Origin of the sequence: Prochlorococcus marinus str. MIT 9201 (assembly GCF_000759955.1) — a bacterium.
GTDB classification, from domain to species: domain Bacteria; phylum Cyanobacteriota; class Cyanobacteriia; order PCC-6307; family Cyanobiaceae; genus Prochlorococcus_A; species Prochlorococcus_A marinus_G.
Genome location: NZ_JNAL01000017.1, coordinates 58,036 through 74,861, shown reverse-complemented (window position 1 = coordinate 74,861; position 16,826 = coordinate 58,036). Strand labels below are relative to the sequence as shown.

Sequence of the window (16,826 nt, the reverse complement as noted above, 5' to 3'; positions counted from 1 at the left end):
TAATGGAAATTTCTTCCTTTCAATCCTATTTAATAATTCTTTTTGTTGTATTAATAATCATTTCTATTTTTGTATTCAGACAATTTCTAAAAACAAGAAGTGAAGAATTAAATTTAGTAAAATTCGAGCAGAAAGGTTTAACTTCTCTAACTCAAGCTACAGAATTATATGAATTTGGTTCTATTCAGATAAAAAAAAGATTATATCCTGAAGCAACTAAAACTTTTCTAAAAGCAATTGAAAATTATGAAAATGAACCTGATGAAGCCAAAGCGATAATAAATAATGCTTTAGGTTTTTCTTATGCTGCTCAAAATGAATTTAAAAAAGCAATAAAATACTATAACTCTGCATTAAAATCACTCCCAGAATATCCTATAGCCCTAAATAACCTTGCATCAGCTCAGCAGCGTTTACTTGAGTATGATTTGGCATATGCAACTTATCAAAAGGTTTTGGTGATAGATCCAAAGAACAAAACAGCAATAAAAAAAAGTAAAGAGTTAGAAAAAAGAAATAATTATAAACCTTATAAAGGTATTAAAGACAAAGGATTCTAAATATGAAAAATTATTCATCTTTACTGATTGGAGGAAAACAATTTTCCAGTAGATTAATGGTAGGTACTGGCAAATACAAATCTACTCAAGATATGGTAGAAAGTTTGTCAAATTCTGAAACGGAAATTATAACCGTCGCTGTTAGAAGAATTAAAAATGATCAGACCGGAGAAAATTTACTCGAGAAGATCAACTGGAAAAAATACTGGATGCTCCCTAATACAGCTGGCTGCATGAATTCCGATGAGGCAGTCAGAATAGCAATTTTGGGAAGAGAACTCGCAAAATTGTCTGGTCAAGAAGAAAATAATTTTGTCAAATTAGAAGTGATTCCTGACAAAAAATATTTGCTACCAGATCCAATAGAAACCCTTAAAGCAGCTGAAATTTTAATAAAAAAAGGTTTTTCTGTACTTCCTTATATCAATGCAGATCCTATTCTTGCAAAAAGACTAGAAGAAATAGGTTGTGCAACTGTAATGCCATTAGGCTCGCCTATTGGTTCTGGGCAAGGTTTATTAAATTTATCAAATATAAGGATAATAATCGAAAATGCAAAAGTGCCAGTAATAATTGACGCAGGTATTGGGGTGCCAAGTGAAGCTTCTCAAGCTATGGAAATTGGAGCTGATGGTGTCTTAATAAATAGTGCAATAGCACAAGCTGAAAATCCTGCTCTAATGGCTAAAGCGATAAATTATGGTGTTAAAGCTGGTAGACAAGCTTTTCTGGCCGGAAGAATTAAAAAACAAGACTTTGCAATAGCAAGTTCACCGGAAAAAAATATATCTATCTAATTCCCTGAATTGAGCAAATTTTAAAAAAAGATAGTAAAAATTTATTATTTGATTTTATTTATCTTATTTAATGGAGAAGATTTGAAACTATTTACAATGTTTTTTCGCAAATTGGAAGCGCACTGTAGTAATTTAATAAATATATTATGAATCTATTAATTCTGGAGTTCTGAGTGAAAGTTATTGTTCTAGGTGGAGATGGTTTTTGCGGTTGGCCTTGTGCGGTGAATTTAGCAGAACAAAATCATGATGTAATTATTGTCGACAATTTAAGTCGTAGAAAAATTGATATTGATCTAGAGGTAGAATCCTTAACTCCAATTGCTTCGATAACAGAACGACTTTCCGCATGGAAAGAGATTGGAGGTAAGCCTATAAGATTTCATAACATGGATATCTCTAAACAATATCAAAAATTACTCAATTTGCTCATTGATGAAAAACCAGATTCCGTGATCCATTTTGCAGAACAAAGAGCAGCGCCTTACTCAATGAAATCGAGTTTCACCAAAAGATATACAGTTGATAATAATGTTAATGGAACTCACAACCTCCTTGCTGCAATAGTAGAGAGTAATTTAGATATTCATGTTGTTCATTTAGGAACAATGGGAGTCTACGGGTATGGATCACATAGAGGTGCAACGATTCCAGAAGGCTATTTAAAAGTTGAAGTTCCACAACCAGATGGAAGCCGATTTGAAGAAGAAATATTACACCCTGCAAGTCCAGGTAGTGTTTACCATATGACAAAAACTTTAGATCAATTATTATTTCTTTATTACAATAAAAATGATCTTATAAGAATTACTGATCTACATCAAGGCATTGTTTGGGGAACAAACACAGAAGCAACTTTAAAAGATCCTAGATTGACGAACAGATTTGACTATGACGGAGATTATGGAACTGTTCTAAATAGATTTCTTATGCAAGCAGCTATTGGATATCCATTAAGTGTTCATGGGACAGGAGGGCAAACAAGAGCATTTATTCATATAAAAGACTCTGTAAAATGTGTTCAACTTGCTCTTGAAAATCCTCCAAAACCTGGAGAAAGAGTCAAAATCTTTAATCAAATGACTGAAAGTCATCAAGTTGGAGAATTAGCAAAAAAAGTCGCATCTTTAACAGGAGCTGATATAAATTATTTACCAAATCCAAGAAACGAAGCAGTAGAAAATGACCTCATAGTTGATAATAAATGCTTTATAGAATTAGGTTTAAATCCAACGACTCTTGATAATGGCTTACTAGAAGAAGTTGTTGAAGTTGCTAAGAAATACTCCAATAGATGTGATCTTAAGCGCATACCTTGTGTTTCATCCTGGACTAAAAAACAAGCTGAGGCTATAAAGACTAATTAAAATTTCTGAAATAATTACCTGAAGAAAGTGAAAATTGCATTGTTTACTGAAACTTTTTTACCTAAAGTTGACGGCATAGTCACAAGACTGACTAAAACGATTGAATTTTTAATAAAAAATGGTGATGAAGTTATTGTTTTTTGTCCAGAGGGGTGTCCAGAATCATATATGGGAGCAACTGTAGTTGGAGTTGCCGCAATGCCATTACCCTTATACCCAGAGTTGAAGCTTGGTTTACCAGGTCCTGCAGTTTCAGATAAGTTAGAAAAATTTAACCCAGATTTGATACATGTTGTTAATCCAGCTGTACTTGGCTTAGGTGGTATATGGCTGGCAAAAACTAATAATATTCCTTTAATTGCGAGTTACCATACTCATCTTCCAAAATATCTGGAACATTACGGTATGGGTATGTTAGAGCCACTTTTGTGGGAATTACTTAAAGCAGCACATAATCAAGCCTTGTTAAATTTATGTACTTCCACCGCTATGGTAAATGAGTTGAAAAATAAAGGTATTCAAAGAACTGCTCTATGGCAAAGGGGAGTGGATACTTACAGTTTCCGGCCAGATTTAAGAAGTGAGAAAATGAGAAAAAAATTATTTGGGGAATACAACGACGCTAATTATTTATTGATTTATGTAGGAAGATTATCAGCAGAAAAACAAATTGAGAGAATTAAACCAGTCTTAGAAAGTATACCTAATGCTTGCCTAGCACTTGTAGGTGACGGACCATATAGAAACCAGCTTGAAAAAATCTTTGAAAATACCAAGACTAATTTCATAGGATATTTATCTGGCGATGAACTTGCTAGCGCCTATGCTTCTGGAGATATATTTTTATTTCCTTCTAGTACAGAGACACTTGGGTTAGTTTTACTAGAAGCAATGGCGGCAGGATGTCCAGTTATCGGAGCTAATAAAGGAGGAATTCCAGATATAATTAGTGATGGGATAAATGGATGTTTATATGATCCTGATGAAAAAGATAATGGCGAACGAAGTTTGATTGAAGCGACAAAAAAAATCCTAGAGAATGAAGATAAAAGAGAAGTTATGAGGAAAGAAGCACGAAACGAAGCAGAAAAATGGGATTGGAATCAAGCAACGTTACAACTACAAAATTATTATTCAGATACTCTCAAAGAAATAGATTTAACTTAATTTAAATTATGCTACGTGTGGAGGGGTAGGATTACTATATGAACTTAAAGGAAGTATTAAAGTAGCGATATTTTGATTCTTTTCAGGCCTTTTTTTCTTTGGAAATTTTTTACCAAAAGGTACTCTTATAACATTAGTTCCCTCAATGGAACTAATATTTGAGTTATCTTCTGAAAAATTATTGACAAAATTTGGTAAGTCGACATTTTTCACTGGCAGGTGCTTAACATTACCAGTTTTAAAATCTTTGGTCATAGCTTCAAATACCCCAAAAAATTTGATGCTCGATTATTTTAATAAAAAAATTTAAAAAAATTCTATAAGAAAATATTAAATTTTTATTCACATTGATAATACCTGAGTAAATACAAGGACGCTAGTCCTTTAAGCACATTTTTTTTCTTCTAACTTCTCTCCATGATTTACATTACAAGAACAAATTAAATTGCGATCGCCGTATGCATTGTTAATCCTAGAAACTGTGGACCAAAACTTAATAGCTGTTGGAGTTTTATAAGGAAAAGAAGCTTTTTCTCTTGAATAAGGATAATGCCAATTATCTGCGATCAACTCTTTCAGCGTATGGGGAGCATTACTTATTACATTATTATTTTTTAATTCAATATTATTTTCTATTTCACTGATTTCTTCTCCGATCAATAGCATAGCCTCACAAAATCTATCTAATTCTGCCAAACCTTCACTTTCAGTTGGCTCTATCATTATGGTCTCTGGAACTGGCCAACTTATAGTTGGGGCATGAAAACTATAATCTATTAATCTTTTAGCTAAATCATTTACACTCAAACCGGTTTTGGATTTTAAATCTCTAAAATCTAAAATACATTCATGTGCAACAAAATTATTTTTTCCTTTATAAAGAATCTTAAATTTATGCTTTAAAGAATGCGCAATATAATTTGCAGATAAAATTGCATGCGAAGTTGCTTTCCTTAAACCACTAAGACCAGCCATTTTTATATACATCCAACTTATTGGAAGAATACTTGCACTCCCATGCTTGGCAGAAGATACGTAATTGGAACTATTAAAGAATTTATTATCCATTAAAGAATGAGTAGGAAGAAATGGGCTTAAAGTTTCTGATGCAGCTACTGGACCTACTCCTGGACCACCACCTCCATGTGGAATACAGAATGTTTTATGTAAATTCAAATGACAAACATCAACACCGTATTTCCCGGGTTTGCATAATCCAACCTGAGCGTTCAAATTTGCTCCATCTAAATAGACAAATCCTCCAACAGAATGAATTAATTCACATATCTTTCTAATTTGTAATTCAAAAACTCCATGAGTAGAGGGATAGGTCAACATAAGAGCTCCAATTTGGTTATCAAATTTCTTGACCTTGATCGACAAATCTTGAAAATCAATATTTCCTTCGTCATCACATTCAACAGTTAAAACATCAAAGCCTGCCATAACGGCACTGGCAGGATTTGTTCCATGAGCACTTTTAGGAATTAAACATTTTTTTCTTAAAAGTTCGCCTTTTGATTCAAAATAAGAGTTTATTGCCAATAAGCCTGCAAACTCTCCTTGGGAGCCTGCATTTGGTTGAAAAGAAACTGATTTTAAACCAACAATATCACTTATCCATTTTTCTAGGTCAGATATAATTTTTGAATAGCCCCTTGTTTGATCTGGTGGAGAAAAAGGATGAATGGAAGATAAATTAGCCCAAGAGACTGGATTTAACTCTGCTGCAGAATTTAACTTCATAGTACAGCTTCCTAATGGCATCATTCCATCTACCAAAGAAAAATCTTTTTCAGCAAGTCGGAATATATATCTCATTAATTCAGTTTCACTTTGATAATTTATAAATATATCTTGCTGCATCCATTCAGTAGATCTCAAAGCTAAACTTTCAAGATGAAATCCTTTATCAAATTTTATATGCTCTAAATCTTCTTTTTTTTCTATGAGGTTTGCTATAAAAGTCAAAATATCTTTGATTTCTTTTTCATTACTAAGCTCATCTAAAGAGATCCCAAAGCCAGTTGAATCTTCAATAGTTGATCCCAAGGGCAAAATTCTAAAGTTATAGCCATTTTTTAACGCTTCATTATGGATCTTTTGGGAATGCTCAGAATAAACATCAACACTATCAAATCTAATCCCATCAGGTATATCAAAACCTAAATCAACTAAACATGATTCTAAATTTATTCTCAACTCTACTAATCTCTTAGCAATTTGCGTTAATCCAGAGGGGCCATGATAAATAGCATAAAAAGAAGAAATTATGGCTAATAATGATTGAGCGGTACAAATATTACTAGTGGCCTTCTCCCTTCTAATATGTTGCTCTCTTGTTTGCAATGCAAGTCTTAAAGACTTTTCTCCATTTTTAGAAAGAGTTTGTCCAACAATTCTTCCAGGTATCAGCCTTTTATATTTTTCGCTACATGCAAAATATGCTGCATGGGGGCCACCAAAACCCATTGGAACACCAAATCTTTGCATACTACCCACTGCTACATCAACACCAAATTCAGAAATTGGTTTGATTAAGACTTGTGCAAGTGGATCAATACAAGCCGTTACAATAATTTCTGATCTATGTGCTTGGGATATTAAAAATGTGGGATCAAATAATTCACCATTTTTACCGGGTAATTGTAACAAAATTCCAAAGACATCATCGTGATTAGGAAGATTGCTTTGAGTAAAACGTCTTAAGGATATGCCCAGAGGTTTTGCTCTGGTTTGTAGCACATTAAAAGTATGATCAAAAACATTTGATTCCACTAAGTACACTTTTGAAGATTTATTTTTTCTTGCAGCAAAACTCATGGCCATAGCTTCTGCAGCAGCAGTGCCCTCATCTAACAAAGATGAATTGGCGACAGGGAATCCTGTTAGTTCACAAACAATAGTCTGAAAATTAAATAAAGCTTCTAATCTTCCTTGTGCAATTTCTGCTTGATATGGAGTATAGGATGTGTACCACCTAGGATTTTCGAGAACATGTCTTTGAATTACTTTAGGCATGTGATTGTCATAGTAACCAAGACCTATAAGTGATCTCATTTTGATATTCTTCTTCGCAATCTCTTCTAATTCATTTAATGCCTCAATTTCTGAACAACCTTGGGGCAGAATTTCTGAAGATTTATCTTCAAGCTGAATATCTTGAGGAATAACTTGGTTTATAAATTGATCAATATTATTAAAACCAAGCTTGTTTAGCATAATTCTCTCATCATTATCTCCTAACCCCAGATGCCTATCTACAAACAAATCGGACCCAAATTTGGAAGTCATATTAAAATATTTTTCTTTAAAATAGCTCTTTTTAAAAAGTTTGCCTTATTTTGGTACAACCTTTGATTTATATTCCTCAGAAGTCATCAAATCAGTAATTGATACTTCTGCTTCTGGTTTCAAAATGACTAACCAACCTTCTCCAATCGGATCATTCTGTAAAAGCTCAGGGTTATCAATAACACTTTCATTTACAGATACTATTTCACCTGTAAAAGGCAGGTAGACTTCCTCAACGGCCTTAACAGATTCTATTGTTCCAAAAGTCTCACCTTTCTCTAAAGTCTTCCCTTGATCAGCTAACTCAACAAAAACAATATCTCCTAATTGATCTATAGCAAATTCACTAACTCCAATTTTTAATAATCCATTTTCTTCTAAGACATACTCATGGGTATCAGCATAGTTAAAGTTGTCTGGAAACTGGTAAGACATGATTAAGTTGATAAAAAAAGTAGAGAATCTTTTGAAATTAATTTTTCCTCTAATAGTTCAGATAATAATTGAATTAGTGCAATTTTGATGTGAGCGATGTGAGAACCACCTTGAACAAAAATATTGTAAGGATCTCTTAGAGGAGCATCGGCGGAAAATTCACTTGTACTACCTTCAATAAATGTACCTCCTGCCATTAATAATTTTGAATCATATCCATCCATTGATGATGGAACAACATTAAGAAAAGAATCTACTGGTGAAGAATTTTGGAAAGATTGACAAACTTTTTGTACCAAATCAGGATTATTCAATCTTACTGACTGAATAAGATCAGATCTATAAGTTGCTGGCTCTGGCAAAACCTTAAATCCCAAATTTTTAAAAACTGCTGCAACCATATCAGCACCTTTTAGTGATTCGTGAACAATTTGTGGTGCTAAAAACAAACCCTGCAAAATTAATCTTCCCAGTCCGAAATTTATTCCTGCAGATGAACCAATACCTGGTGAGGTTAATCTAGAACACGCCATCTCAACTAACTCTGCATCTCCTGCAACGTACCCACCAGTAGGAACGATTGTTCCTCCTAAATTTTTAATCAATGATCCAGCAATTATATTTGCTCCTTTAGAAATTGGTTCACTATCTTCAACAAGCTCCCCATAACAATTATCGACAAAACATATGCAGTTAGGATCAAAAGAATGAATCAAACTGCAAATTTTCTTTATCTGATCATTCGTAAGAGATTTTCTCCAACTATATCCACAGCTTTTTTGTATAAATACTAATTTGCATGAATTTTCTTTAAAAAAATGAATAATTTTTTCTTCAAAAGAATCAAAATTCTCGCAGATATTTATTTGCTTATATTCAATATCAAAATCTTTGAGTGAGCCTTTACCTCCTCCCCTTATCCCTATCACTTCTTCTAATGTGTCATATGGTTGTCCTGTTAGAGATAACATCACATCTCCAGGTCTAAGAATTCCATATAAGACAGAACTTATTGCATGCGTTCCACTTACAAATTGCATCCTTACAGCTGCCTTTTCAGCTAGAAAAAATCTTGCAAAAACCGCATCAATTTTTTCTCTAGATATATCATCATGACCACTACCAGAAGATTGATTGAAATGACTAGTAGAAACTTTTTCTTCCTTAAAAATTGTCAAAATATTTTCTAATTTCTGAAAAACCTGATTAGATCTTTCTTGGAAAACTTTACTTAAACTTTCTTCGACAGAAAGGACAGCGTTTTCAGCCAGTTTTAAGTTATTGTTTATTATCATTTATTACAAAAATAATATTATTTTTCAGAAGCTAAATTTCTTAATTCTACAAGGAAAGCATTAGGTCCCCTACCCTGAAAATAAGAAAGTTTTTTTGAAGCCTCATACAAATCGAGTAGTTCTGCATCTAATTCTTCTGCCGTATAATCTCTAATTCCTGCTATTACCTCAGCAAAACGTTCTCTACGAGCAGATTTAGTGACAGCATAGGCTTCCATTACTTTAACTTTACATGATCTCCAGGCCTTATTCTGACAAAAATGCACTGAAAGAGAATCACTTAAAGCAGAAGCTTCTTCATCTTCTATGTACCAGTCAAAAGATGAAGGTAAAGATTTTAATCCTGAAAATATCTCGAATAACTCCCCGGCCGACAATGGATTACCAGAATCATTTTTTAGGGGTAATGCAGACTCTTCTAAAGATTTCCATAACTCTGGATAATCACTTTCAAAACGATCCCTGATTTTTTCTATACCTTGATCAAGAATCGTATTAACTTGAGCTAAAGCAAGAAAAACTTCAGGACCTGGCGAAGATAACTTCCCGTTTCTAAGATTAGAAATTTGCGAATTATGAACTTTACCTAAATCAAGAACTTCAGCAAGTAATGGCAAAACTCTATGAGACCATCCATTTCTTTCATGCCAGAGGTGTATCAAATGAGCCATAGCCCTTCGACCTCTAGATAATTTATCGCGATATCCGAGACTCACAGATAATTAAACTTATCAATAGTATAGTATGATAATATTACATATCGGTAATTTTGAAAATAGTATTTCAATATCATGAATTCAGTAATTTTCCAAGAAACAGCAAAATTAAAAAAACCTGTTCCAGCTGAAAAAGTCATAGAACTCTCAGAAAAGTTATTGGAACCTTCCAGCCATTCAAAAAGATATCCTCCAAGACTACATAAAACTTGGGGAACAATAGTTTTCATGGTTGTAATTCATATTCTTTCTCTTGTAGCTATACAACCAAAATTTTGGAGTCTCCCTGCAGTCACTTCATTATTATTTTTTTACTGGGTAACTGCTTGTTTAGGAGTCACTCTTGGATATCACAGATTGTTATCACACAGATCGTTTATTGTTCCAAGATGGTTAGAAAGATTTTTTGCTACCTGTGGAGCTATAAGTTGCCAGCATGGACCGATAGATTGGGTAGGTTTACATAGGCATCACCACTCTTTTTCAGATACTGAAGTAGATCATCACAATAGTAAAAAGGGTTTCTGGTGGAGTCATATGGGTTGGATGTTTAAAGACGTTGAGGCACTAAAAGCTGTCCCAAAACTAAGTGCAGATTTAATCAAGGATCCATACTATAGATTTTTAAATAAATATTTTTTATTCTTACAAATTCCTATTGGACTTTCATTATTCGCAATAGGTCAAAAATTAGGAGTTGGAGGCTGGGCTTTAGTCCTTTGGGGAATTCCATTGAGACTTGTGGTTGTTTATCACATCACTTGGCTAGTAAACTCCGCGACGCATTGTTGGGGTAAAGCACCATTTGAAAGTGGTGATTCATCTAAAAACAATGCATGGGTTGCTGCATTAACATTTGGAGAAGGTTGGCATAATAATCATCATGCATTTCCCAATTCGGCAAAACAAGGATTATTTAGAGGTCAAATTGATATAACATGGGAACATATTAAGATTCTTGCGAAATTTGGTCTTGCAAAAAAAGTAAAGTTACCCTCTAGGTCTTATTATTAACTATATTGATCAATATTTTCATGGCTAAAAGAATACAAGTCGCATTAACTGAATCAATTGCATCACTTGGTAAAGAAGGAGATCTAGTTGAAGTAGCACCTGGATACGCAAGAAATTTTCTATTACCTTATGGCAAGGCAATGAATGTAACACCAGCAGTCCTCAAACAAATCGAGAGGAAGAAAGAAAAAGAAAAAATTGCTGCTGATAAATTAAAGCAAGAAGCTTTAGATTTCCAAACTGCATTATCTACAATAGGTAGGTTCACTATCAAAAAACAGGTTGGAGAAGATGGTGTACTTTTTGGAACTGTTACCAATGGGGATGTTGCAGAAGCAATAGAGGCTGCAACTAAAAAAGAAATTGATAGAAGAAACATTACAGTTCCTGACATTCATAATTTAGGTTCTTTTACTGCAAAAATAAAATTACATGCAGAAGTAAATGCAGAAGTAAATATTGAAGTAACAAGTTAATCAATTTGTTGCATTATTTTGAAAAGTAGCCAGAGTATATATCTAAGCAATTAAATATATGGTTTCCGTACCTTTTCCAAATAATGGGCAAAATAAAAATTTTAAAAAGGATTTTAATAGTGAAAATTCTGGATTAGTACCTCCTCAAAACGTTCAAGCAGAGGAAGCCGTTCTTGGTGGCATACTTCTTGATCCAGACGCGATCGGAAGAATTGCGGACTTAATTAAACCTGAAGCTTTTTATATTAATGCTCATCAAGAGATTTATAGAACAGCATTAATGTTGCATACCCAGGGCAAACCAACTGATTTAACATCAATGAGTGCTTGGTTAGCAGATAATGGATCACTAGAAAAAATTGGAGGGAACAGCAAACTGGTAGAACTAGTTGAAAACGTTTCCTCTACAGCTTCCATAGAACAAGTTGCTAATTTAATTAACGACAAATTCATGAGAAGGCAACTTATCAGATCTGGAAATGAAGTGGTTCAACTAGGTTTTGATCAAACTCAAGATACTTATGAAGTTTTAGATAAAGCAGAGCAAAAAATATTTGAAATCAGTCAAGAAAAACCTTCAAAAGGTCTGACTCAAGCAGCTGAAATACTTACAAGCACCTTCAATGAAATAGAGTCGAGATCATTAGGTACTTCAGTAGCTGGAATTCCCGTAAATTTTTATGACCTTGATGCGATGACTCAAGGCTTTCAAAGAAGTGATTTAATAATTGTTGCTGGAAGACCTTCTATGGGGAAAACTTCAATGGTTCTTAATTTGGCTAAGAATGTTGCACAATCTCAAGATTTACCTGTATGCGTATTTAGCCTTGAAATGAGTAAAGAACAGTTAACATATAGGCTACTTTCTATGGAAGTTGGAATCGAAAGTGGCAGGCTAAGAACAGGTAGATTGCAACAAGATGAATGGCCATTACTTGGAGAAGGTATCAATTCATTGGGTCAATTACCAATATTTATAGATGACAAACCTAACTTAAGTGTTTTAGAGATGAGATCTCTATGTAGAAGATTAATAGCTGAACAAAAAAAAGAACTAGGATTAATCGTAATTGATTATCTCCAATTAATGGAAGGAACGACCCCTGATAATAGAGTGCAAGAACTATCAAGGATAACAAGAGGTCTCAAAAGCATGGCAAGAGAATTAAAAGTACCTGTAGTTGCTTTGTCTCAACTAAGTAGAGGAGTAGAGTCTAGAACAAACAAAAGACCAATGTTAAGCGATTTAAGAGAATCAGGGTCTATTGAACAAGACGCAGATTTAGTATTAATGATTTATAGAGATGAATACTACAATCCAGAGACTGAAGATAGAGGAATTACCGAGATCATTGTCACTAAACATAGAAATGGGCCCGTAGGAACTGTTAAATTATTATTTGAACCTCAATTTACGAGATTTAGGAATTTAGCTAATTAAATCGATCCTAAAATGCAAGATCATCAAGCAACAAATGAATCTTTTGACATCATCGTTATTGGAGGAGGACATGCAGGATGCGAAGCAGCTATAACAACAGCAAAATTAGGATTTTCTACAGCCTTATTCACAATCAATTTAGATAGGATTGCCTGGCAACCTTGTAACCCTGCAGTTGGCGGGCCAGCAAAAAGTCAGTTAGTGCATGAAGTTGATGCATTAGGAGGAATAATTGGGAAATTAGCTGATAAAACAGCTATTCAAAAAAGAATATTAAATGCAAGTAGAGGACCAGCTGTATGGGCATTAAGAGCTCAAACAGACAAAAGAGAATACTCAAAAAAGATGATCGAAATCCTTCAAAACACAGATAATTTATCTTTAAAAGAAGCAATGATTACTGAACTGGATATTACAAAAACTGAAGAAATTGGATTGAACTCCAAAAAAATCGTAAAAAAAAGAATAAAAGGTGTAAAAACATTCTTTGGTAGTTATTATTCAGCTAAATCAGTTATTATCACAGCTGGTACTTTTTTAGAAGGAAGAATATGGATAGGAAATAAATCAATGTCAGCAGGTAGATCGGGCGAACAAGCAGCACAAGGTCTTACTCAAAACTTACACGAAATTGGTATTAAAACAGAACGTTTAAAAACTGGAACTCCAGCAAGAGTTGATAAAAAGAGTATCATTTTTGATGAATTAGATATTCAACCCAGTACGGCAGCTGATAAATATTTTTCTTTTGACCCAGATATCAAAAATAATATGCCTCAAGTTAGTTGTCATATCACAAGAACAACTTCTAAAACACATCAACTCATTCGAGACAATTTACATTTAACTCCCATTTACGGCGGTTTTATTGATAGTAAAGGGCCAAGATATTGTCCATCAATTGAAGATAAAATAGTTAAATTTGCTGATAAAGAATCACATCAAATTTTCTTAGAGCCAGAAGGAATTAATACCCCTGAAATATATGTACAAGGATTTTCTACAGGTTTACCAGAGAATATTCAATTAGAACTTTTAAGAACCTTACCTGGATTAAGTAAATGTAAAATGTTGCGACCAGCATATGCTGTCGAGTATGACTATATACCAGCAACACAGCTCCAAACATCACTTGAAACGAAAGAAATTGAATATTTATTTAGCGCTGGACAAATTAATGGCACTACTGGTTATGAAGAAGCAGCAGCACAAGGATTAGTTGCGGGAGTCAATGCGACAAGAAAACTAAACAAAAAAGATCCAATAATTTTCACTAGAGAAAGCAGTTATATAGGAACCATGATTAATGATTTAATTACCAAAGATCTCAAAGAACCATACAGAGTTCTTACTAGTAGGAGTGAATATAGGTTAACTCTTAGAGGTGATAATGCAGATAGGAGATTAACCCCATTAGGCTATCAAATAGGGCTTATTGATGAGAAAAGATGGTCGGCCTATCAAGAAAAGATGAAACTCCTTGAGGAAGAGAAATTAAGATTAAATAACACGCGTTTAAAAAATACCGATGAAACGTCAAAAAAAATAGAATTAGACACGGGATCAAAAATCAAAGGTTCAACGACTTTGAAAGAACTCCTAAAAAGACCAAACTTTCATTATTCAGATCTAATTAAATATAATTTGACTAAAAAAAATCTTGATTCTTCAATACAGGAAGGTGTTGAAATAGATATTAAATACGAGGGTTATCTTAAAAGACAAAAAAACAACATTGAACAAATAAATCGTCAAAGCTGTAAATCTCTGCCTCAAGAAATAAATTACGAAAAGATAGATACATTATCTTTAGAAGCTAGAGAAAATTTGAATAAGATAAAGCCAAAAAATTTTGGTGATGCTTCAAAAATTCCTGGAGTAAGCAAAGCTGATTTAACTGCATTACTTGTTTGGCTAAAAATAAAAGAAATAAAGAATGAAAATGCAAATGTTTTTGCTGAAAAAAAGTTATCATCTTAAAAGCAATCCGTCAGAGCACTGAATAAAAAACTTTTTAACTCACCAAAAATTTTATGGGAAGAAAAAGCATCTACTTTTTTAGTGAAAAATTCATTACCGAAGATATCAGGTCCATGGAAATTAATGCTGCTTGGGGATGGAAGCCCAACTAGACATCTACAACTCCTTACTAATCAAGAGACGAAAATTAAATTAATTTCAATGCAAGTAGATCCTCTATTCATTAAAGAAGGTCCTAAAGAATTAAATCAGTTAAATGGGCCTTTAATTAGAAGACAAGTATGGATTAAAAACAATAATAAAAACCTAGCATGGGCTGAAAGTTGGTGGAATGCAGAACAAGTAAATGAAAATTTAAAAGCCAAAGAAGAACCTATTTGGAAGAATTTGACACAAGATAGATCTGAATTGTTTAGAGAAGTTGATCGAATTTCACTTGTAAATTCAAATTGGTTAGAAGATCAATTTTGTTTTAAAGGCCCATTCTGGTCAAGAAATTATAGATTTTTTCGAGACAAAAAGCCCCTAACAATTATTAGGGAAGTCTTTAATCCACATCTAGAAAGTTTATTGGGTGATTCAGGAATTAAAAATTTTAAGAGACTATACTCTTCTTCTTCTTGATCTGGGAAGATTTCTTGATTTTGATTGACTTTGTTGGTTTGATTGATCTCTTGGTGTAGTATTCTCGTTTTCTGAAGCTCTTTGCCATCTTTCAACTTTGAAATCCATTTCATCTGGCCAATCTTCATCTTTACTCTCTTTCACATAAGGTAATTTTTTTTGCTCAGTTGTCTGTAAGCTTTTTGGTTGCCTTAAAGATATTGCTTCTAAAGGTCTTTTTGAGTGCGCCTTAGCAGATTCATAAGGATTTGATTCTCTTGTAAAATTCTTAAAATCGTTGTTATCATCGTAAAAATAATCATCACGCCAATCATCATTATCTTCATCAAAAAATAAATCCACTTTTTCAGATACCCATTTTCCTACTTTTTTAACACTCTTACTTGTTATTCCTTGAAAATCTGAATTCCTTCTTTTGCCTGGCCTAGCACCAGATACTCCATCAACGAATTGTCTTCCAGTTTCAAAAATTTTATCAACTTGTTTGTCAACAATATTTCTATCAAAACTATTTCTAAGATTTCTAATTCTCCTTGAATCCATAAATTATTATGCTTTTTAAGATATAAATTACATTAAAAAAATAAATAATTCCAAATATAGAAACAAAAACACATCTTATATTTTTAATCAAACAAAATTAAACAGTTTTTATTCCATGATCCATTAAATAAATTTACACAACATTTTTTACAGGCAATATTCTTTATCCTTTTCCTATAAAAAAATTTATCACCACAATTTTGACAAGTTCCTATATATTTTAATTCTCTCCTTTCAATAGGAAATGAGTGTCTTACAGATATTATAAAGCTCTTCTCTTTCTCATTAATTTCATTCATCTTTGCTAAAAAATTTGGGCCATGAATCTCATTTTTTTTTAATATCCTATCTACCCATGCATGAATCATTTCATGACATAAAGTACTGTTTATTTCACTAGTAGATAATTTACTCAAGATAGGTTTCGATAAAATAATTTCAGAATCTACAAGACCATTAATACGTTTTCTTTTGTAAAAACCAGCAGTAGTTTTTAATCTATTATCACTCCATCTAACTTTTACTAAAGGTTGATTATTAACCGTTAAAGAATTTTCAAAATATTGGCTATTAAATCTATGAAATAAGGGTAAAAGAGGAATTAAAGGCATTATGGATTAAAATTAGTATTATTTTGACAAAAAAAGCCATCAAAAACGATTTCTTTTCTTAAAGTAATAAAAAACTTAAATCAACATGGATGCAACACTAGTTAAAGATATCGGAATTAAAGCATTATTAGTAGGTGGAGCAGTACTAGTTTCTTTTTGGACTTTTAATGCCGTCAAATTAGTTATAAGCGCTAGAGGAATTAATCCATTAGTAAGGAAGTTTTTTGATCAAATAGCTGCTGGAAGAATTGATGCAGCTTATGGTTTGACTACAAAAACTTATAAAACTCATGTTAAACGCCAAGACTTTCTTAAATTTTTAGCTAGTTTAAACCTCAATAAATACAGAAATCTAAAATCAGGAAGACCTAGAGTTCAAGAAGATCAAATCATAATAACTTTGAATTTAAAATCAGAAGACAAACAAGATGAACTCCCATTAGATTTTACCTTCTCAAAAACTGACAATGATTGGAAAATAGACAGAATAGCTAAGGTGAATTAAT

At 32.9% G+C, this 16,826-nt stretch carries 17 protein-coding genes; 10 read left to right on the top strand and 7 right to left on the bottom strand.

Annotated features, from left to right (window positions below; translation table 11 throughout):
* The first annotated feature begins 2 nt into the window (after positions 1–2).
* The 4 genes from EU95_RS01850 (at position 3) to EU95_RS01865 (ending at position 3,891) form a co-directional block, all read left to right on the top strand.
* A complete protein-coding gene (locus EU95_RS01850; RefSeq protein ID WP_032522715.1) occupies positions 3–560 on the top strand; it encodes a tetratricopeptide repeat protein in 558 nt (185 codons plus the stop codon).
* A 2-nt stretch (positions 561–562) separates the two neighbouring features.
* Positions 563–1,357, top strand: a complete 795-nt coding sequence (locus EU95_RS01855) for a thiazole synthase (RefSeq protein ID WP_032522714.1) — start codon at positions 563–565, stop codon at positions 1,355–1,357.
* A gap of 173 nt (positions 1,358–1,530) precedes the next feature.
* Positions 1,531–2,724 (top strand): NAD-dependent epimerase/dehydratase family protein, encoded by a 1,194-nt coding sequence (locus tag EU95_RS01860; RefSeq protein ID WP_032522713.1) that lies wholly within the window; start codon positions 1,531–1,533, stop codon positions 2,722–2,724.
* Between the two features lie 27 nt (positions 2,725–2,751).
* Positions 2,752–3,891 carry a glycosyltransferase family 4 protein gene (locus EU95_RS01865; protein ID WP_032522712.1) on the top strand — a complete coding sequence of 380 codons (1,140 nt, stop codon included), beginning with the start codon at positions 2,752–2,754 and terminating at the stop codon, positions 3,889–3,891.
* Between the two features lie 6 nt (positions 3,892–3,897).
* On the opposite strand, the gene EU95_RS01870 is transcribed toward EU95_RS01865, so the two are convergent.
* From EU95_RS01870 to EU95_RS01890, 5 genes are all read right to left on the bottom strand, one after another.
* Positions 3,898–4,146 (bottom strand): hypothetical protein, encoded by a 249-nt coding sequence (locus EU95_RS01870; RefSeq protein WP_032522711.1) that lies wholly within the window; start codon positions 4,144–4,146, stop codon positions 3,898–3,900.
* A 129-nt stretch (positions 4,147–4,275) separates the two neighbouring features.
* Positions 4,276–7,185, bottom strand: coding sequence for an aminomethyl-transferring glycine dehydrogenase (gene gcvP, locus EU95_RS01875; RefSeq protein ID WP_032522710.1), 2,910 nt, complete (start codon positions 7,183–7,185; stop codon positions 4,276–4,278).
* 45 nt (positions 7,186–7,230) lie between these two features.
* Positions 7,231–7,620, bottom strand: coding sequence for a glycine cleavage system protein GcvH (gene gcvH / locus EU95_RS01880; RefSeq protein WP_032522709.1), 390 nt, complete (start codon positions 7,618–7,620; stop codon positions 7,231–7,233).
* A 2-nt stretch (positions 7,621–7,622) separates the two neighbouring features.
* On the bottom strand, positions 7,623–8,915 hold the full coding sequence (locus EU95_RS01885; protein ID WP_032522708.1) for an aminotransferase class I/II-fold pyridoxal phosphate-dependent enzyme: 1,293 nt from the start codon (positions 8,913–8,915) through the stop codon (positions 7,623–7,625).
* Between the two features lie 17 nt (positions 8,916–8,932).
* The gene (locus tag EU95_RS01890; protein ID WP_032522707.1) at positions 8,933–9,631 is read right to left on the bottom strand and encodes a hypothetical protein; all 699 of its coding nucleotides are present in this window, start codon (positions 9,629–9,631) and stop codon (positions 8,933–8,935) included.
* Positions 9,632–9,706: 75 nt separating this feature from the next.
* On the opposite strand from EU95_RS01890, the gene EU95_RS01895 reads away from it, so the two are divergent.
* The 5 genes from EU95_RS01895 to EU95_RS01915 are packed head-to-tail and all read left to right on the top strand — an operon-like array spanning position 9,707 to position 15,166.
* Positions 9,707–10,645 carry an acyl-CoA desaturase gene (locus tag EU95_RS01895; protein WP_032522706.1) on the top strand — a complete coding sequence of 313 codons (939 nt, stop codon included), beginning with the start codon at positions 9,707–9,709 and terminating at the stop codon, positions 10,643–10,645.
* 20 nt (positions 10,646–10,665) lie between these two features.
* A complete protein-coding gene (gene rplI, locus EU95_RS01900) occupies positions 10,666–11,121 on the top strand; it encodes a 50S ribosomal protein L9 (protein ID WP_032522705.1) in 456 nt (151 codons plus the stop codon).
* Between the two features lie 58 nt (positions 11,122–11,179).
* Entirely contained in the window at positions 11,180–12,562 is a 1,383-nt protein-coding gene (gene dnaB / locus EU95_RS01905) for a replicative DNA helicase (RefSeq protein ID WP_032522704.1), read from the top strand.
* A 12-nt stretch (positions 12,563–12,574) separates the two neighbouring features.
* On the top strand, positions 12,575–14,542 hold the full coding sequence (gene mnmG, locus EU95_RS01910) for a tRNA uridine-5-carboxymethylaminomethyl(34) synthesis enzyme MnmG (protein ID WP_032522703.1): 1,968 nt from the start codon (positions 12,575–12,577) through the stop codon (positions 14,540–14,542).
* A gap of 48 nt (positions 14,543–14,590) precedes the next feature.
* A complete protein-coding gene (locus tag EU95_RS01915; protein ID WP_193742499.1) occupies positions 14,591–15,166 on the top strand; it encodes a chorismate lyase in 576 nt (191 codons plus the stop codon).
* Here EU95_RS01915 and EU95_RS01920 read toward each other — a convergent pair.
* Both EU95_RS01920 and EU95_RS01925 read right to left on the bottom strand, forming a co-directional pair.
* On the bottom strand, positions 15,146–15,709 hold the full coding sequence (locus EU95_RS01920; RefSeq protein ID WP_032522702.1) for a hypothetical protein: 564 nt from the start codon (positions 15,707–15,709) through the stop codon (positions 15,146–15,148). The genes EU95_RS01915 and EU95_RS01920 overlap by 21 nt on opposite strands.
* An 83-nt stretch (positions 15,710–15,792) precedes the next feature.
* The gene (locus EU95_RS01925; RefSeq protein ID WP_032522701.1) at positions 15,793–16,320 is read right to left on the bottom strand and encodes a SprT family zinc-dependent metalloprotease; all 528 of its coding nucleotides are present in this window, start codon (positions 16,318–16,320) and stop codon (positions 15,793–15,795) included.
* An 85-nt stretch (positions 16,321–16,405) separates the two neighbouring features.
* On the opposite strand from EU95_RS01925, the gene EU95_RS01930 reads away from it, so the two are divergent.
* Entirely contained in the window at positions 16,406–16,825 is a 420-nt protein-coding gene (locus tag EU95_RS01930; RefSeq protein WP_032522700.1) for a hypothetical protein, read from the top strand.
* Position 16,826 lies beyond the last annotated feature (1 nt).